Origin of the sequence: Ruegeria pomeroyi DSS-3 (genome assembly GCF_000011965.2) — a bacterium.
In the GTDB taxonomy this organism is placed as follows: Bacteria; Pseudomonadota; Alphaproteobacteria; order Rhodobacterales; family Rhodobacteraceae; genus Ruegeria_B; species Ruegeria_B pomeroyi.
Genome location: NC_003911.12, coordinates 3966750 through 3983253, shown reverse-complemented (window position 1 = coordinate 3983253; position 16504 = coordinate 3966750). Strand labels below are relative to the sequence as shown.

Here is a 16504-nt window from a genome sequence, read left to right as displayed (position 1 = left end):
AAAAATCCTCTTTTTCGCCCGTGGCGGCGCCGTTGAGGGTGAAAAAAGTAAAAATAGGTCAGCAAAAGTGACTTTTATTTCCGTTGAGGCTAGGATACGAAAACGCCGAATAGCGAAAACGTGGAGTCCGACCCGTGGCCAAGCAACCGATGCTCAAATTTGTGCAGATCGAACGTGACATGCCGGAAAAGCGTGCAGCCGATGCACGCAAGGAAGACTTTCACGAGATCTACGCCGAATACGCCGCTGTTAAGGCAGCCGAGCAGGCAAGCCGGTGCAGCCAATGTGGCGTGCCCTATTGCCAGACCCATTGCCCGTTGCACAATAACATCCCCGACTGGCTGCGTCTGACCGCGACGGGCCGCCTGCAAGAGGCCTATGAGACCAGTCAGGCCACCAATACTTTCCCCGAGATCTGTGGCCGCATCTGCCCGCAAGACCGTCTGTGCGAAGGCAATTGCGTGATCGAGCAGTCGGGCCACGGCACCGTGACCATCGGCGCGGTCGAGAAATACATCACCGATACCGCCTGGGACATGGGCTGGGTCAAACCGGCCTCGCCCGTGGCCGAGCGGTCCGAAAGCGTGGGCATTATCGGCGCCGGTCCGGGCGGTCTGGCCGCGGCTGACATGCTGCGTCAGGCCGGTGTGCAGGTTACCGTCTATGACCGCTACGACCGCGCTGGCGGGTTGTTGATGTACGGCATCCCCGGCTTCAAACTGGAAAAGGAAGTGGTCGAGCGCCGCAACCGTCTGCTGGCCGATGGCGGTGTCCGGTTCGAGCTGAACTGCGATGTCGACGCCGCCAAGTTTGCCGAGCTCCGCGCCGCTCATGACGCGGTGATCATCGCAACCGGGGTCTACAAGTCGCGCGACCTGTCGATGCCCGGCAGCGGTCTGGGCGGGATCGAGAAGGCGATCGACTATCTGGCCGCCTCTAACCGCAAGAGCTTTGGGGACGAGGTTGCCGATTTCGACAATGGCCGCCTGAATGCCGAGGGCAAGCGGGTGGTGGTGATCGGCGGTGGCGACACCGCGATGGATTGTGTGCGCACCGCGATCCGCCAGGGTGCTGTCAGCGTCAAATGCTTCTATCGCCGGGACCGGGCAAACATGCCCGGCAGCCAGCGCGAGACCCAGAATGCCGAAGAGGAAGGCGTGGTCTTTGAATGGCTGTCGGCGCCCAAAGGGTTCACCGGTGACGACAAGGTTGCTGGCGTGATGGTGCAGAAAATGCGCCTGGGCCAGCCCGACGCCAGTGGCCGCCAGTCGCCCGAGGTGATCGAGGGCGCCGACTATGTCGAAGAGGCCGATCTGGTGATCAAGGCGCTTGGGTTCGAGCCCGAGGACCTGCCCACCCTGTTCGGTCAGCCCGACCTGCCGGTCACCCGCTGGGGCACCGTCAAGGCCGCGTTCCGCACCGGCGCCACCGAGATGGAGGGCATCTATGCGGTGGGCGACATCGTGCGCGGTGCCAGCCTGGTGGTTTGGGCGATCCGCGACGGGCGCGATTGTGCCGAGGCGATCCTCGAGGGCTTTGGCGCCAAGACCGCGATGGCGGCCGAATAAGGCGCAAAGGCAGCAAACGAAGCGACCCATTCACGACACCTGGCGAGGCCCGAGATGACGGAACTTCACGGAGAATGCATGTGCGGCGCGGTGACCATCACCGCGACCCCGGCACGCGCCGCGCTGGGCGCCTGTCACTGTGACATGTGCCGCCGCTGGACCAGCAGCGCCTATGTCAGCTTCCCGGTCGAACCGGGCTATGCGGCGCTGGGCCCGGTCAAGGTCTATGGCTCGTCCGACTGGGCCGAGCGCGCCTTTTGCGGCACCTGCGGGTCGGTGCTGTGGTACCGGATCACCCTGCCCGGAAAGATGCATGGCCAGACGCAGATGGCGGCCGGCCTGTTTGAAAATGCGGGCGGCAACGCCCTGAAACTTGAACTGTATATCGACAAGAAGCCCGAGGGCTATGCGTTCGCAGGCGAACGCCGGCAGATGACCCAAGCCGAGGTCGAAGCCATGTATGCCCCCTCTGATCTAGGAGACAGCCAATGACCAAGTACGATGCCGATTGGGTGCGGGCCGAAGAAGCCAAGCGCAAATGGCTGGCTGAGAATGGTCTTTATTCCGAGGAAGAAGAACACTCCTCTTGCGGGGTGGGTCTGGTCGTTTCTGTGAACGGCAAGCGCAGCCGCAAGGTGGTCGAGGCCGGGATCGACGCGCTCAAGGCGGTGTGGCACCGCGGCGCGGTTGATGCTGACGGCAAGACGGGCGATGGCGCCGGTATCCATGTGCAGATCCCGGTCCCCTTCTTCTATGACCAGATCCGGCGCACCGGCCACGAGCCGCGCATGAACGAGCTGGTGGCCGTGGGTCAGGTGTTCCTGCCGCGGACCGATTTCGGCGCGCAGGAACGCTGCCGGACCATCGTCGAGACCGAAATCCTTCGGATGGGCTATTTCATCTATGGCTGGCGCCATGTGCCCGTCGATGTGACCTGTCTGGGCGAAAAGGCCAACGCCACCCGGCCCGAGATCGAGCAAATCCTGATCTCGAACTCCAAGGGCGTCGACGAAGAGACCTTTGAGCGCGAGCTTTATGTTATCCGCCGCCGCATCGAGAAGGCGGCGCAGGCAGCGGGCATTGCCGGTCTGTATCTGGCCTCGCTCAGCTGCCGGTCGATCATCTACAAGGGCATGATGCTGGCCGAGCAGGTGGCGGTGTTCTATCCCGACCTGATGGACGAGCGGTTCGAATCCGCCTTTGCCATCTATCACCAGCGCTATTCCACCAACACCTTCCCGCAATGGTGGCTGGCACAGCCGTTCCGCATGCTGGCCCATAACGGCGAGATCAACACGCTGAAGGGCAACCTGAACTGGATGAAGAGCCACGAGATCCGCATGGCCTCGTCCTACTTCGGGGAAAAGGCCGAGGATATCAAACCGATCGTGCCGGGCGGATCGTCGGATTCGGCGGCGCTGGACGCGGTGTTCGAGGTGCTGGTGCGCGCCGGGCGCAACGCGCCCATGGCCAAGACCATGCTGGTGCCCGAAAGCTGGTCGAAACAGGCGGTGGAACTGCCGCAGGCCTGGGTCGACATGTATTCCTATTGCAACTCGGTGATCGAACCCTGGGACGGCCCCGCCGCGCTGGCGATGACCGATGGCCGCTGGGTCTGTGGCGGTCTCGACCGCAACGGGCTGCGCCCGATGCGCTATGTGGTGACCGGTGACGGCCTGCTGATCGCAGGGTCCGAGGCGGGCATGGTGCCCACCGACGAGGCAACCGTGGTCGAAAAGGGCGCGCTGGGTCCGGGCCAGATGATCGCCGTCGACATGGCCAAGGGCAAGCTGTACCACGACCGCGCGCTCAAGGACAAACTGGCCGCCTCGCGCCCCTTTGGCGATTGGGTCGGCAAGATCAACAACCTCGAAGACCAGCTGGGCGATGTCGAGGAAACCCCGCTGTTCACCGGTGCCGAACTGCGCAAGCGCCAGATCGCGGCCGGCTATTCGGTGGAAGAGCTGGAACAGGTTCTTGCGCCAATGGCCGAGGATGGCAAGGAGGCACTGGCCTCGATGGGCGATGACACGCCCGCTGCGGTGCTGTCGAAACAGTACCGGCCGCTCAGCCATTTCTTCCGCCAGAACTTCAGCCAGGTGACCAACCCGCCCATCGACAGCCTGCGCGAATACCGGGTGATGTCGCTGAAAACGCGGTTCGGCAACCTCAAGAACGTGCTGGACGAGGACAGCAGCCAGACCGAGATCATCGTCGCCGAAAGCCCCTTTGTCGGCAATGCCCAGTGGGAGACGCTGAAGAAGAACTTCAACGCGCCGCTGGTCGAGATCGACTGTAGTTTCGAGCAGGGATCGGCCGGGCTGGGCGCCGCGCTGGCGCGCATCCGCTCCGAGGCAGAAGAGGCCGTCAGTTCTGGCGCCGGGCACCTGCTGCTGACCGACCAGTATTCCGGTCCGGGCAAGGTGGCGATGCCGATGATCCTGGCCACCAGCGCGGTGCACAGCCACCTGACGCGCAAGGGGCTCAGGACCTTCTGTTCGCTCAACGTGCGGTCGGCGGAATGTATCGACCCGCATTATTTCGCGGTGCTGATCGGCTGCGGTGCGACCGTGGTCAACGCCTATCTGGCCGAGGATTCGATTGCCGACCGCATCAAGCGCGGCCTGCTGGATGGCTCGCTGACCGAGAACATCGCCCGCTATCGCGAGGCGATCGACCAGGGTCTGCTCAAGATCATGGCCAAAATGGGAATCTCGGTCGTATCCTCCTATCGTGGTGGTCTGAACTTCGAGGCCGTGGGTCTGAGCCGTGCCATGGTGGCCGAGTTTTTCCCCGGCATGACCAGCCGTATTTCGGGCATCGGCATCAAGGGTATCCAGACCAAGGCCGAGGAAATCCACGCACGTGGTTGGGATAGCGGGCTGGACGTGCTGCCCCATCGCGGGTTCTACAAGGCGCGCAAATCGGGCGAGACCCATGCCTGGGAAGCGACCTCGATGCACATGATGCAGATGGCCTGCAACCGCGCCTCGTTCGAGCTGTGGAAGCAGTATTCGGCCAAGATGCAGAGCAATCCGCCGATCCATCTGCGCGATCTCTTGGACATCAAGCCGCTGGGCAAGCCGGTGCCGATCGAAGAGGTGGAAAGCATCACCTCGATCCGCAAGCGGTTCGTGACGCCGGGCATGTCGCTGGGCGCGCTCAGCCCCGAGGCGCACAAGACGCTGAACGTGGCGATGAACCGGATCGGTGCCAAGTCCGACAGTGGCGAAGGCGGCGAGGATCCGGCGCATTTCGTGCCCGAGAGCAACGGCGACAACCCGTCGGCCAAGATCAAACAGGTGGCCTCGGGCCGGTTCGGCGTGACCGCCGAATACCTCAACCATTGCGAAGAGTTGGAGATCAAGGTCGCGCAGGGCGCCAAGCCCGGCGAGGGGGGGCAGCTGCCCGGCATGAAGGTCACCGACCTGATCGCGCGGCTGCGCCATTCAACCAAGGGCGTGACGCTGATTTCACCGCCGCCGCACCACGATATCTATTCCATCGAGGATCTGGCGCAGCTGATCTATGACCTGAAACAGATCAACCCGCGCGCCAAGGTGACGGTCAAGCTGGTGGCATCCTCGGGCGTTGGCACCATTGCCGCCGGGGTGGCCAAGGCCAAGGCCGATATCATCCTGATTTCGGGCGGCAACGGCGGCACCGGCGCTTCGCCGGCGACCTCGATCAAGTTCGCCGGCCTGCCGTGGGAAATGGGCCTGACCGAGGCGCATCAGGTTCTGTCGATGAACAACCTGCGCGACCGGATCACGCTGCGTACCGATGGCGGTCTGCGCACCGGGCGTGACATTGTCATGGCCGCGATGATGGGGGCCGAGGAATACGGCATCGGCACCGCCGCGCTGATCGCGATGGGCTGTATCATGGTGCGTCAGTGCCAGAGCAACACCTGCCCGGTCGGTGTCTGTACCCAGGACGAGAGCCTGCGGGCCAAGTTCACCGGCAACGCCGACAAGGTGGTGAACCTGATCACCTTCTACGCCCAGGAAGTGCGCGAAATCCTCGCCAGCATCGGTGCCCGCTCGCTGGACGAGGTGATCGGACGCGCCGACCTGCTGGCGCAGGTCTCGCGCGGCTCGGCGCATCTGGACGATCTGGATCTGAATCCGCTGCTGATCACCGTCGATGGCGCACAGAACATCGTCTATGACCGGGCCAAGCCGCGCAACGTGGTGCCCGACACGCTGGATGCCGAGATCGTGCGCGATGCCGCGCGGTTCCTGGAGGATGGTGAGAAGATGCAGCTGAGCTATTCGGTGCAGAACACCCACCGGACCGTCGGTACCCGGGTGTCGAGCCATATCGTCAAGCGGTTCGGCATGCGCAACGACCTGCAACCTGACCACCTGCATATCAAGCTGCGCGGGTCGGCGGGCCAGTCGCTGGGTGCCTTCGCGGCGCCGGGGCTCAAGATCGAGGTCTCGGGCGATGCCAACGACTATGTCGGCAAGGGGTTGTCGGGCGGCACCATCGTGGTGCGTCAGCCGCAGGTCAGCCCGCTGAAGGCGGATGAGAACACCATCATCGGCAACACCGTTCTGTATGGTGCAACCGATGGCCACCTGTTCGCGGCTGGTCGCGCGGGCGAGCGGTTCGCGGTGCGCAACTCGGGCGCCAAGGTGGTTATCGAGGGCTGCGGCACCAATGGCTGTGAATACATGACCGGCGGTGTTGCGGTGATCCTGGGTGGCATCGGTGCCAACTTTGGCGCCGGGATGACCGGCGGCATGGCCTATCTCTATGATCCCGACGGTCAGGCCCAGCTGCTGATGAACATGGAGACGCTGGTGACCTGCCCGGTGAGCGTGGCCCATTGGGAGGCACAGCTGAAAGAGCTGGTCGAGCGTCACGCCGAAGAGACCCGCAGCGCCAAGGCGGCCCATATCCTGCAACACTGGGACATCGAGAAGGGCAACTTCCTTCAGGTCTGCCCCAAGGAGATGCTGAACAAGCTGCCTCGCCCGCTGAGCCATGATAGCCTGGCGATGCCAGCCGAGTAATCGGTAAGCGGCCCTTTGGCGGGCCATACCGGAACGAAAAACGATACGACCGGGCTGTTGATGCGGCCCGGTCGTTTTTGTTTGTACCGCAGTCCTTGTTAACACTTGAGGCAGCCGGTCACATTTCCGCCCCAATTTCACCTTAATCTGATCGGCGAGGCAGATCCGCGTTCTTGTGCGCGGTGAACAGACCCGGAAAACCGGGCAAGGCAGAGACATGGCGAATATCACGCTGATCGCGCAGAACGTGAACGGTGATCCGTTCGTGAATGGCGGCACGATAAACATCGTGAACAACTCGACGAGTGTTCTGACATTTGTCGATGTCGATACTCAGTTGAATGACCCGCTTTCTGGGGAATACGTCTCTTTTGACGGCGGCGTGACGCTGCTGAGCTATCAATATCTGGGTGTCGGCGACGTGCGCGGAGACCCAGGCCAGCGCGCTTCGTTCATCCGGATCGATTTGGGCGATGGCAGTTTCATGACCGTCGCCCTGGACATGAATGCCGATTTCGACGATGTGCCCGACCTGCAGAACGGGAACACGCAACTCACGCTCGAAACTCTGGATACGACTTCGACCAACTGGTTCCCCGGGTTTGCGTGTTTTGCGGCTGGTACCTTCATCGAGATCGAAAGCGGCCCGATCCCGGTGGAAACCCTGCGCCCCGGCGATCTGGTGCAGACACTGGACAATGGATTGCAACCGCTGCTGCAATTGGCAAAGACAACGGTCCGGGGCGACGGTGCCTTGGCGCCGGTGCTGTTCAGGGCCGGAGTTTTGGGCAATTTTCGCGACCTCTATGTCAGCCAGCAGCACCGGATGCTGATCACGGGTTGGCAGGCAGAACTGGCATGTGGCGAAAGCGAGGTGTTTGTTCCCGCGCGTATGTTGGTTAACGGCAGTACCATTCGCATCGCGCCGCGTCACAAGCTGACCTATTACCATCTGCTGTTTGCGCGCCACGAAATCGTGTTTTCCGAGGGTATCCCGACCGAAAGCTATTTTCCCGGTGCCATCGAAGCGCCAGAAGACGGGGCTGACGAAGACGCGGAGGCAGCCCTGTTTCAGGAGCTTGCGATCACCGGCGGCGCTGGCTGGCAAACCGCGCGACGGGTGGCGAAGTCCGCCGAGGCACAATTGCTCTTGGCGGCCTGATCAGGATGGCTTTGCCCGTTCAGATCATCAAAGAACTGCGCTAAAAGGCATTCATGGCCAAGCGGACAACGAACACCAGAAAGAAGAAGGCCCGCAAGGCCGACACCAAGTTGCGACCTGGACGCTGGGTTCTGCGCTGGGTCAGTCGCGCCTTTGCGGCTGGTTTCGCCGCTCTTCTGGTGCTGGTGCTGCTGTTTTCGATGATCAACCCGCCGATCACCCACACGATCTGGTCCGAATACAGCCGGCTGGGTAAGGTCGAGCGTGACTGGGTGCCGCTGGAAGAGATTGCCCCGGTCATGGCGCGTTCGGTGGTGGCGGCCGAGGATGCGAATTTCTGCCTGCATTGGGGCTTTGACGTCAATGCCATCCGTGCCGCCATCGACGAAGGGTCGGGACGCGGTGCCTCGACCCTGTCGCAACAGGTGGTCAAGAACGTGTATCTGTGGCAGGGGCGCAGCTGGATCCGCAAGGCGCTGGAAACCGCGATCACCCCGCTGGTGGAGCTGACCTGGTCCAAGCGCAGGATCGTCGAGGTCTATCTGAACGTCGCCGAGATGGACGAGGGTGTGTTCGGCGTGGCGGCCGCTGCCGATCGCTATTTCGGGGTGAGCCCCGACAAGCTGTCGGCGCAGCAGGCGGCGCGGATCGCGGCGGTTCTGCCCAATCCGCGCGGGCGCTCGGCCTCGGATCCATCACCGCGGCTGCGCAAACGCGCCGCGGCCATCATGGATGGTGCGGCAACCATCGCTGCCGATGGGCGGTCGGACTGTTTCGAATAGGCCGCGCTGCTTGGCGTCAGGCGGTGTCGAGGCGAAACTTCAGGAACCGGTGCCCGGCATGATCGGTCTCGCCCAGGGGCTGCGCGCCGAGGCGGCGCAGCGCACCCAGATGCTGGCGCGAGGGCGGCAGCAGGAAGGTGACAAAGGGAATGCGCGGATCGGCATGGGCAAAGTCCAGCGCCTTGCGGGCGATGGGCAGGCCCAGCCCGAAATGCGCGGGGCAGAGGACCAGGCCGAAATCCCATTCTTCGCCCTCGCGCTGAAAGCCGCCCCAGCCAACATATCGGTCCTGATGAAGAAACGCCCAATGGCCCAGCCCGTCCCGGTCCCAACAGGCCTCCTTGGACTGGACGAAAGAGACGGTCTGCGCGTCGCTCCAGCTGTCGGGCATCAACGGCATATGAATGGCCAGACGCGGGTCGCGCATATGGGCGGTGATCAGGTTCGGGTCGACCTGCGTCAGACGGGCAAAGGTGAGGGGTGCGGGCATCGGATGGCCTGTGGCTAGGTTGCGCTATCTGCCGCTGCGCCCCGGTCGGCGTCAATCCGCCCAGCGTCACGATTGCGTGTCGCCCACCCGCCCGACCGCCGGTGTTTTGTCCGGGGGAACTTGCACTTGCACCGCTGCCGGGGCTATTGCTGACGGGCAAGACCTCATTTGATCCGGATCCCCATGGCGCGCCTGTTTCACGTCCCCCTGTCCCCGTTCTGCCGCAAGGTCCGCCTGTTGCTGGCCGAAAAGAAGATCGAGGTTGAACTGGTCGAGGAGCGCTATTGGGAAGGCGACCCGGATTTTCTGCGCCGCAACCCGGCCGGCAAGGTGCCGGTGATCAAGTTGGACGGCAAGATGCTGGCCGAAAGCGCGGCCATCTGCGAATACATCGAAGAGACCCGCCCCGAACCGCCGCTGATGCCCAAGGATGTCGATGGGCGCTACGAGGTGCGCAGGCTGGTCTGCTGGTTCGACGACAAGTTTCATAACGAGGTGACCTCGAACCTGCTTTACGAGCGGGTCAACAAGAAGGTGACGGGGCAGGGCTATCCCGACAGCCGCAATGTCAAGGCCGGGGCCAAGGCGATCAAGTATCATCTGGATTACATGGCCTGGCTGCTGGACCACCGCCGCTGGCTGGCCGGCGACCAGATGACGCTGGCCGATTTCGCCGCCGCCGCGCATCTGTCCTCGCTCGACTATATCTCGGACGTGGACTGGAACCGGAGCCAGGTGGTCAAGGACTGGTACGCAAAGATCAAGTCGCGGCCTTCGTTCCGGTCGATCCTGGCCGATCAGGTGCCCGGGTTCCGGCCGCCGCCGCATTACGCGGATCTCGATTTCTGACCGGGTCCGGGGGCGCTGCCCCCGCCGCGCCAAGGCGCGACTCCCCCGGAGTATTTTGGACCAGAAAGAAGCATGAGCGGGGAACTGAAAGACAGGCTGGTCGCGCGGGCCCTGGAGGAAGGGTTCGTGTCCTGCCGTGTCTGCCGCCCCTGGGATGTACCCGAGATGCCCGCGCGGCTGGGTGCCTTTGTCGAAGCCGGGTATCACGGGCAGATGGGCTGGATGGCCGAGCGGATGGAGTGGCGCGGCGATCCGGCGGCGCTCTGGCCCGAGGCGCGCTCGGTCATCATGCTGGCCGAGAGCTATGCGCCTGACACGGATCCAATGGAGGTGGTCGGCCAGCCGGACCGGGGTGCGATCTCGGTCTATGCAAGGGGCAAGGACTACCATGACCTGGTCAAGAAACGGCTGAAGCGGCTGGCGCGTTGGCTGATCGAGGCGGGCGGCGGCGAGGTCAAGGTGTTTGTCGATACCGCCCCGGTGCCGGAAAAGGCGTTGGGACAGGCGGCGGGGTTGGGCTGGCAGGGCAAGCATACCAACCTGGTCAGCCGGGATTGGGGCAATTGGGCCTTTCTGGGCTCTGTCTTCACGACGCTCGATTTACCGAGCGACCCGGTCGGGCGCGACAATTGTGGGTCGTGCTCTGCCTGCCTGACCGCTTGTCCCACCGATGCCTTTCCGGCGCCCTACCGCCTGGATGCGCGGCGCTGCATTTCCTATCTGACCATCGAGCACAAGGGGCCGGTGGATGAAGAGTTGCGCGCCAAGCTGGGCAACCGGATCTATGGCTGCGACGATTGCCTGGCGGCCTGTCCCTGGAACAAGTTCGCGGTGGCCGCCAGCGATCTGCGCTATGGCGCGCGGCCCGAGTTGAGCGCCCCCGCACTGGCCGATCTGGCGCGTCTGGACGATGCCGGGTTCCGGGAGATGTTTTCGGGTTCGCCCATCAAGCGGATCGGGCGCGACCGCTTCGTGCGCAATGTACTCTACGCCATCGGCAACTCCGGCCTGCCGGCGCTGCGCCCGGTGGCGCAGGACCTGGCCCAGGACTCTGACCCGACGGTCGCGGACGCGGCGCGCTGGGCGGCGGCGAAGCTGGCGATGTCGCGCTGATAGCGTTGCGCAAGACGTGCCAAGCGCAGATCAAAAGGTTTCGCCTGACTGAGTTGGCAGACCTACGGTGAGGCTCTTACCGGTATGATGTTTCGGGATGTTTCAGATCGCGCCTGCATCGGCAATCCATCGCCTGTCAACGGTTTGCCGCAAGGTGCGGGTTGCGCTAAACGCAGGTTCCCCAATCCGGAGAACGCGATGCGACATGACCTGGTTATCTTCGACTGCGACGGCGTGCTGGTGGATAGCGAGCCGCTTTCGAACCGCGTCTTGTCCGACAACCTCGCCCGTTATGGGCTGAACCTGACGCTGGAAGATACTGTCAGCCTCTTTCTGGGCAGTACGATGACCGGGGTTCGGGACAAGGCACGCGCGCTGGGCGCGCATTTGCCCGATGACTGGGTGGATCAGGTCTATGCCGAAACCTACGACCGGCTGCGTGCGGGCGTGCCCCTTGTCGCCGGCATTTCCGATCTGCTGGCCGCGCTGGATGCGCGTGCTCTGCCCTATTGTGTCGCCTCCAATGGCAGCCCCGACAAGATGCGCATCACGCTGGGCCAGAACGGGCTGTGGGAACGGTTCCGGGACAGGATGTTCTCGGCCCATGTTCTGGGTACGGCCAAACCTGACCCCCTCCTGTTTCAAACGGCCGCCGCGCAGTTCGACGCAACATCCCCGGTGGTGATAGAGGATAGCCCATCAGGCGTTACCGCCGCCGTTCGGGCCGGTATGCGTTGCCTCGGCTATGTCGCCCATGGCGATGGCGCGAATCTGCGCGCGCTTGGGGCCGAGGTGTTTCATGATATGGCCGAAGTGCCGGTGCTGCTCGCGCTGTGACCGGCTCAACCGGTAAGCGCGCGACCGTGTCTGCAGAGGTCCGGCCTCTGCTTTTCCTCTTGCCAGAAGTATCCTGGGGGTCCGGGGGCTGGTCCCCGGTTCCGCCCTGATCAGGCGTAGGTCGGGTGGAACTTGCCGCCGGGCGAAAGGGTAAAGATCTCGACCCCGTTTGCGGTCACCCCGACCGAATGTTCGAACTGCGCCGACAGCGATTTGTCGCGGGTGACGGCGGTCCAGTCATCGGCCAGCGTCTTGGTCTCGGGGCGGCCCAGATTCACCATCGGTTCGATGGTGAAGAACATGCCTTCCTCCAGCACCGCGCCGGTGCCGGGGCGGCCGTAATGCAGCACGTTGGGCGGGGCGTGAAACACCTGGCCCAGCCCGTGACCGCAGAAATCGCGCACAACCGACATGCGGTGCGCCTCGACATAGGTCTGGATGGCATGGCCGATATCGCCGAAAGTATTGCCCGGCTTGACCATCTCGATCCCCTTGAACAGGGCGTCATGCGTCACCTGGATCAGCCGCTCGGCCTTGCGCGGCAGCTTGCCGGCCACGTACATCCGGCTGGTATCGCCGAACCAGCCATCGACGATCACGGTGACGTCGATATTCAGGATATCGCCCTCGCCCAGCCGCTTGTCGCCCGGAATTCCGTGGCAGACCACATGGTTGACCGAGATGCAGCTGGCATGCTCATAGCCCTTGTAACCGATGGTCGCCGATTTCGCGCCGGCAGCCTCGACCATCCCGGTGATGATCCGGTCGATCTCGCCCGTGGATTGGCCCGGAAAGACATGTTCCGCGATATCGTCCAGAATACGCGCCGCAACCGCCCCTGCCGCATGCATGCCGGCAAAGTCGGTGGGTTCGTAGATGCGGATACCATCCCTGGTCAGGCGGCCACGATGTTCCTTCATCGGTGCGAGGCTCCAATAGTTGCGCGCGGATCCCTGTTTACGCTGCTTGCGCAGAAAGTGCCAGAGGGCGCAGCGTCGCAATATGTCAAAGCATATCGGCGATTTCGACTCCTTGAGGAGAGATATGGGTGGTCAGGATCAGCTTTTCCACACCCTGCGCGCGGGCCGTTTCAAAGGCGCGCGCATAGGCCGGGTCGATATCCGCGGCCAGGGTGAATCTGTCGCAATCGGTCCGCTGTACCAGATAAAGCATGATCGCCCGATGCCCCAGCCCGGCCATCGCAGCCAGCTCTGCCAGATGCTTGGCGCCGCGCGCGGTCACGCTGTCGGGAAACTCGGCCAGGCCGGGCTCACGGCACAGTGTCACGCTTTTGACCTCGACATAGGCGTCCGCCAGGCCGGGCCCGCTCAGCAGAAAGTCGATGCGGCTGTTCTGGCCGTATTTCACCTCGGGCCGCACCGTTTCATAGGCGGCCAGCGACGGAATGGCGCGGCGCTCGAGCGCGGTCTTCAAGGCCCGGTTCGGGACCGAGGTATCGACACCGGTGAAATGGCCGTTCTCGTGATCGACCAACCGCCAGCCGAACTTCAGCTTCTTCTTCGGATCGTCATTGGGTTCCAGCCAGATTTTCGTTCCGGGGTCCGCCAGCCCCATCATCGAGCCGGGATTGGCGCAATGGGCGGTCACCTCGCGCCCGTCTTCCAACTGGCAATCGGCCAGAAAGCGTTTGTAGCGACGGATCAGGCGGGCGGGGACAAGAGTTGTTTGAAAGCGCATGATCCCGGGCCTATACCTGCGGCAGGGGTCGATCAAGAGAGAGGGCGCCATGCCAAACCCAACCGCCGCCATGCTGGTCATCGGAGACGAGATCCTGTCGGGGCGCACCCGCGACGCCAACATGTACTATCTCGCCGGAGAGCTGAGCAAACACGGGATTGACCTGAAAGAGGTGCGCGTGGTCAGCGACGACGCCCCGGCGATCGAGACGGCGGTCAAGGCATTGTCGGATGGGTTCGACCATGTCTTCACCAGCGGCGGCATCGGGCCGACCCATGACGACATCACCGCCGATTGCATCGCCCGCGCCTTTGGTGCCGCCATCGACGTGCGCGCCGATGCGCGCGCCCTGCTCGAGGCGCATTATGCCAAGACCGGGCTGGAGCTGAACGCCGCGCGGCTGCGCATGGCGCGTATCCCCGATGGGGCCACGCTGATTGACAATCCGGTCAGCACAGCGCCGGGCTTTACCCTGGGCAACGTACATGTGATGGCGGGTGTGCCCAGCGTGTTTCAGGCGATGGTCGCCAGCATCCTGCCGACGCTGACCGGCGGTCAGCCGCTGTTGTCGCAGACCCTGCGGATTGACCGGGGCGAGGGCGACATCGCCGCAACCCTGACGCAGTTGGCCGAGGATTTTCCCGATCTGACCATTGGCTGCTATCCGTTCCAGATCAACGGAGCATTCGGTGCCAATGTGGTGGTGCGGGGTACGGATGGTGTGCGGATCGACGCGGCTGTCACCCGGCTTGCGCGGGAGACCGCGCAATGACGCCTGACTGGTTCGCGGTGGTCGATGCAACCTGGCCCGCCGCCGACAGCCGGACAGATGGCACCCTGACCCTGCGCGAGGGCCGCGGCGGCGGCAAGCGGGTCTCGGCCGCCTCAGCCTCGGGCGCGGTCTCCGAGCCTCAGATCGAAGCCGCCGAGGCTGCGATGCGGCAGATGGGCCAGCCGCCGCTGTTCCAGCTGCGCCCGGGGGACGAGGGGCTGGATGCGGCCCTGGCCGGACGCGGCTACTCGATCGTCGACCCGGTCAATATCTATGCCTGCCCGGTCAGCCAGCTGACTGACCTCCCGATGCCGCGTGTTACCGTCTTTGCCCTGTGGGAGCCGTTGGCGATCATGCGCGAGCTCTGGGCCGAGGGCGGGATCGGGCCCGGCCGTCTGGCGGTGATGGATCGGGTCAAGGGGCCCAAGACCGGTCTGCTGATGCGGCATCAGGACAAGCCCGGCGGGGTCGCCTTTGTCGCTATCCATGACGGTGTCGCCATGCTGCATGCCCTTGAGATTCCGCCGCACCAGCGCCGCAAGGGTCTGGGCAAATGGGCGATGCGCGGCGCGGCCTTTTGGGCGCTGGACAACGGCGCCCATACCCTTAGCGTGATCTGCACCAAGGCGAACGAGGGCGCCAACGCGCTCTATCGCTCTCTCGGCATGCAGTTGGTGGGAGAGTATCACTATCGCCTTCTTCAGGAGGAGAGACAGACCGCATGACCGACCAGACCCGCCCCACCGCGCTGGACCTGCCGATGGTGGACCCGCTGCCGCAGGAAACGCAAAAATACTTCGACATCTGCGTCGAGAAGCTGGGCATGGTGCCCAATGTGCTCAAGGCCAACGCCTTCGACATTGCCAAGCTCAACGCCTTTACTGCGATGTATAACGACCTGATGCTGGCACCCTCGGGCCTGTCCAAGCTGGAGCGCGAGATGATCGCGGTAGTGGTGTCGTCGATCAACAAGTGTTTCTACTGTCTTGTCGCTCATGGCGCCGCCGTACGGCAGCTGTCGGGCGATCCCAAGCTGGGCGAGATGCTGGTGATGAACTATCGTGTCGCGCCGCTGGATGCGCGTCAGCGCGCGATGCTGGATTTCGCCGCCAAGATGACCACCGCCAGCGCCGAGATCGAGGAATCGCACCGTCAGGCCCTGCGCGATGTCGGCTTCAGCGACCGCGACATCTGGGACATCGCCAATGTGGCCGGGTTCTACAACATGTCCAACCGGGTCGCCAGCGCCACGGCGATGGTGCCCAATGACGAGTACCATTCGCAATTCCGATGATCCTCAGGCTGGCCCTCTGCGCCGCGCTGGCGGCAACACCCGCGCTGGCGCAGGACCTGAGCCTGACCCTGCCGCAGGGCAGCCGGCAGCTGACCGAGCGTATTCGCGCGCTTGACGGCTATGCCCTGCCGACCGGGGTACACGGGGCCGAGGGGGTGCCCTCGGTCCAGCTGGAAGGGCGGATCGAAAAACGCACCTGGCGGATCAGCGTCGGGTCCAAGACCACCTTGCAGGTCTTTGCCCCGCTGCGCGATCAGATCCTCGAGGCGGGGTTCGAGATCCTGCTTGATTGCCCGGCTGAAAGTTGCGGCGGCTTCGATTTCCGCTTTGCCACCGAGGTGGTGCCCAGCCCCGACATGTATGTGGCGGTGCGCGACTATCGCTTCCTGTCGGCGATGCGCGGGGACGAGGCGCTGAGCCTGCTGGTCAGCCGCAATCCACCCGATGCCTATGTGCAACTGATCCAGGCGTTCCCCGCCGGATCGGTCGCAACCGACCCCGTCACGGTCGAGAAACCCGCTGCGGTGGTGGTGCCGATGGACCTAGCCGGGCGGTTGCAGACCCGGGGAAGGGTGATTCTGTCGGGGCTTGAATTCGCGACCGGATCGGATGCGCTGGGCGAGGGGCCGTTCGACACGCTGGCCGAACTGGCACAGCTCTTGTCGGCGAACGCAGAGCTGCGGCTTGTGCTGGTCGGACATACCGACACCGTCGGCGGGCTGGAGCCAAACATCGAGTTGAGCCGCAAACGCGCCGGGGCGGTGCGCGCGCGCCTGGTCGAGGAATATGGCATCCCCGCCGACCAGATCAGCGCCGACGGGGTCGGATACCTCGCCCCGATCGCCAGCAACCTCACGCCCGAGGGCCGCGAGGCCAATCGCCGGGTCGAGGCGGTGATGCTGTCGCAATAGCCAGACA

15 protein-coding genes are annotated in these 16504 nt (G+C 63.9%); 12 read left to right on the top strand and 3 right to left on the bottom strand.

Translation table 11 applies throughout. The features are described 5' to 3' along the window. The first annotated feature begins 134 nt into the window (after window positions 1-134). From SPO_RS19135 to mtgA, 5 genes are all read left to right on the top strand, one after another. Window positions 135-1568 carry an NAD(P)-dependent oxidoreductase gene (locus SPO_RS19135; protein ID WP_011049449.1) on the top strand — a complete coding sequence of 478 codons (1434 nt, stop codon included), beginning with the start codon at window positions 135-137 and terminating at the stop codon, window positions 1566-1568. Window positions 1569-1622: 54 nt separating this feature from the next. Continuing rightward, on the top strand, window positions 1623-2060 hold the full coding sequence (locus SPO_RS19130) for a GFA family protein (RefSeq protein ID WP_011049448.1): 438 nt from the start codon (window positions 1623-1625) through the stop codon (window positions 2058-2060). Then, the gene (gene gltB / locus SPO_RS19125) at window positions 2057-6589 is read left to right on the top strand and encodes a glutamate synthase large subunit (RefSeq protein ID WP_011049447.1); all 4533 of its coding nucleotides are present in this window, start codon (window positions 2057-2059) and stop codon (window positions 6587-6589) included. Before SPO_RS19130 ends, gltB begins: the two co-directional genes overlap by 4 nt. A gap of 217 nt (window positions 6590-6806) precedes the next feature. Then, complete coding sequence (locus SPO_RS22330) at window positions 6807-7751, top strand: Hint domain-containing protein (protein WP_144084035.1); 945 nt, start codon at window positions 6807-6809, stop codon at window positions 7749-7751. A gap of 53 nt (window positions 7752-7804) precedes the next feature. Next, window positions 7805-8533 (top strand): monofunctional biosynthetic peptidoglycan transglycosylase, encoded by a 729-nt coding sequence (gene mtgA / locus SPO_RS19115; RefSeq protein WP_011049445.1) that lies wholly within the window; start codon window positions 7805-7807, stop codon window positions 8531-8533. Window positions 8534-8549: 16 nt separating this feature from the next. Here the strand turns inward: mtgA and SPO_RS19110 are convergent, their stop codons facing one another. Continuing rightward, window positions 8550-9023, bottom strand: a complete 474-nt coding sequence (locus tag SPO_RS19110; RefSeq protein WP_011049444.1) for a GNAT family N-acetyltransferase — start codon at window positions 9021-9023, stop codon at window positions 8550-8552. 183 nt (window positions 9024-9206) lie between these two features. Here SPO_RS19110 and SPO_RS19105 point away from each other — a divergent pair, with 183 nt between their 5' ends. The 3 genes from SPO_RS19105 (at window position 9207) to SPO_RS19095 (ending at window position 11822) form a co-directional block, all read left to right on the top strand. After that, window positions 9207-9872 carry an FtsZ-binding protein FzlA gene (locus SPO_RS19105; RefSeq protein WP_011049443.1) on the top strand — a complete coding sequence of 222 codons (666 nt, stop codon included), beginning with the start codon at window positions 9207-9209 and terminating at the stop codon, window positions 9870-9872. A gap of 72 nt (window positions 9873-9944) precedes the next feature. After that, window positions 9945-10985, top strand: a complete 1041-nt coding sequence (queG, locus tag SPO_RS19100; RefSeq protein WP_011049442.1) for a tRNA epoxyqueuosine(34) reductase QueG — start codon at window positions 9945-9947, stop codon at window positions 10983-10985. Window positions 10986-11183: 198 nt separating this feature from the next. Continuing rightward, entirely contained in the window at window positions 11184-11822 is a 639-nt protein-coding gene (locus SPO_RS19095) for an HAD family hydrolase (protein WP_011049441.1), read from the top strand. Between the two features lie 110 nt (window positions 11823-11932). Here the strand turns inward: SPO_RS19095 and map are convergent, their stop codons facing one another. Continuing rightward, window positions 11933-12742, bottom strand: a complete 810-nt coding sequence (gene map, locus SPO_RS19090; RefSeq protein ID WP_011049440.1) for a type I methionyl aminopeptidase — start codon at window positions 12740-12742, stop codon at window positions 11933-11935. An 85-nt stretch (window positions 12743-12827) separates the two neighbouring features. After that, window positions 12828-13520, bottom strand: coding sequence for a DNA/RNA nuclease SfsA (sfsA, locus tag SPO_RS19085; protein WP_011049439.1), 693 nt, complete (start codon window positions 13518-13520; stop codon window positions 12828-12830). Window positions 13521-13569: 49 nt separating this feature from the next. Between sfsA and SPO_RS19080 the strand changes: the two genes are divergently transcribed. The 4 genes from SPO_RS19080 to SPO_RS19065 are packed head-to-tail and all read left to right on the top strand — an operon-like array spanning window position 13570 to window position 16497. Further along, window positions 13570-14292 (top strand): competence/damage-inducible protein A, encoded by a 723-nt coding sequence (locus SPO_RS19080; RefSeq protein ID WP_011049438.1) that lies wholly within the window; start codon window positions 13570-13572, stop codon window positions 14290-14292. Beyond that, entirely contained in the window at window positions 14289-15017 is a 729-nt protein-coding gene (locus tag SPO_RS19075; RefSeq protein WP_011049437.1) for a GNAT family N-acetyltransferase, read from the top strand. Before SPO_RS19080 ends, SPO_RS19075 begins: the two co-directional genes overlap by 4 nt. Next, on the top strand, window positions 15014-15586 hold the full coding sequence (locus SPO_RS19070; protein ID WP_011049436.1) for a peroxidase-related enzyme: 573 nt from the start codon (window positions 15014-15016) through the stop codon (window positions 15584-15586). The genes SPO_RS19075 and SPO_RS19070 overlap by 4 nt, the downstream gene beginning before the upstream one ends. Then, complete coding sequence (locus tag SPO_RS19065) at window positions 15583-16497, top strand: OmpA family protein (RefSeq protein ID WP_011049435.1); 915 nt, start codon at window positions 15583-15585, stop codon at window positions 16495-16497. Before SPO_RS19070 ends, SPO_RS19065 begins: the two co-directional genes overlap by 4 nt. The last annotated feature ends 7 nt before the right edge of the window (window positions 16498-16504 follow it).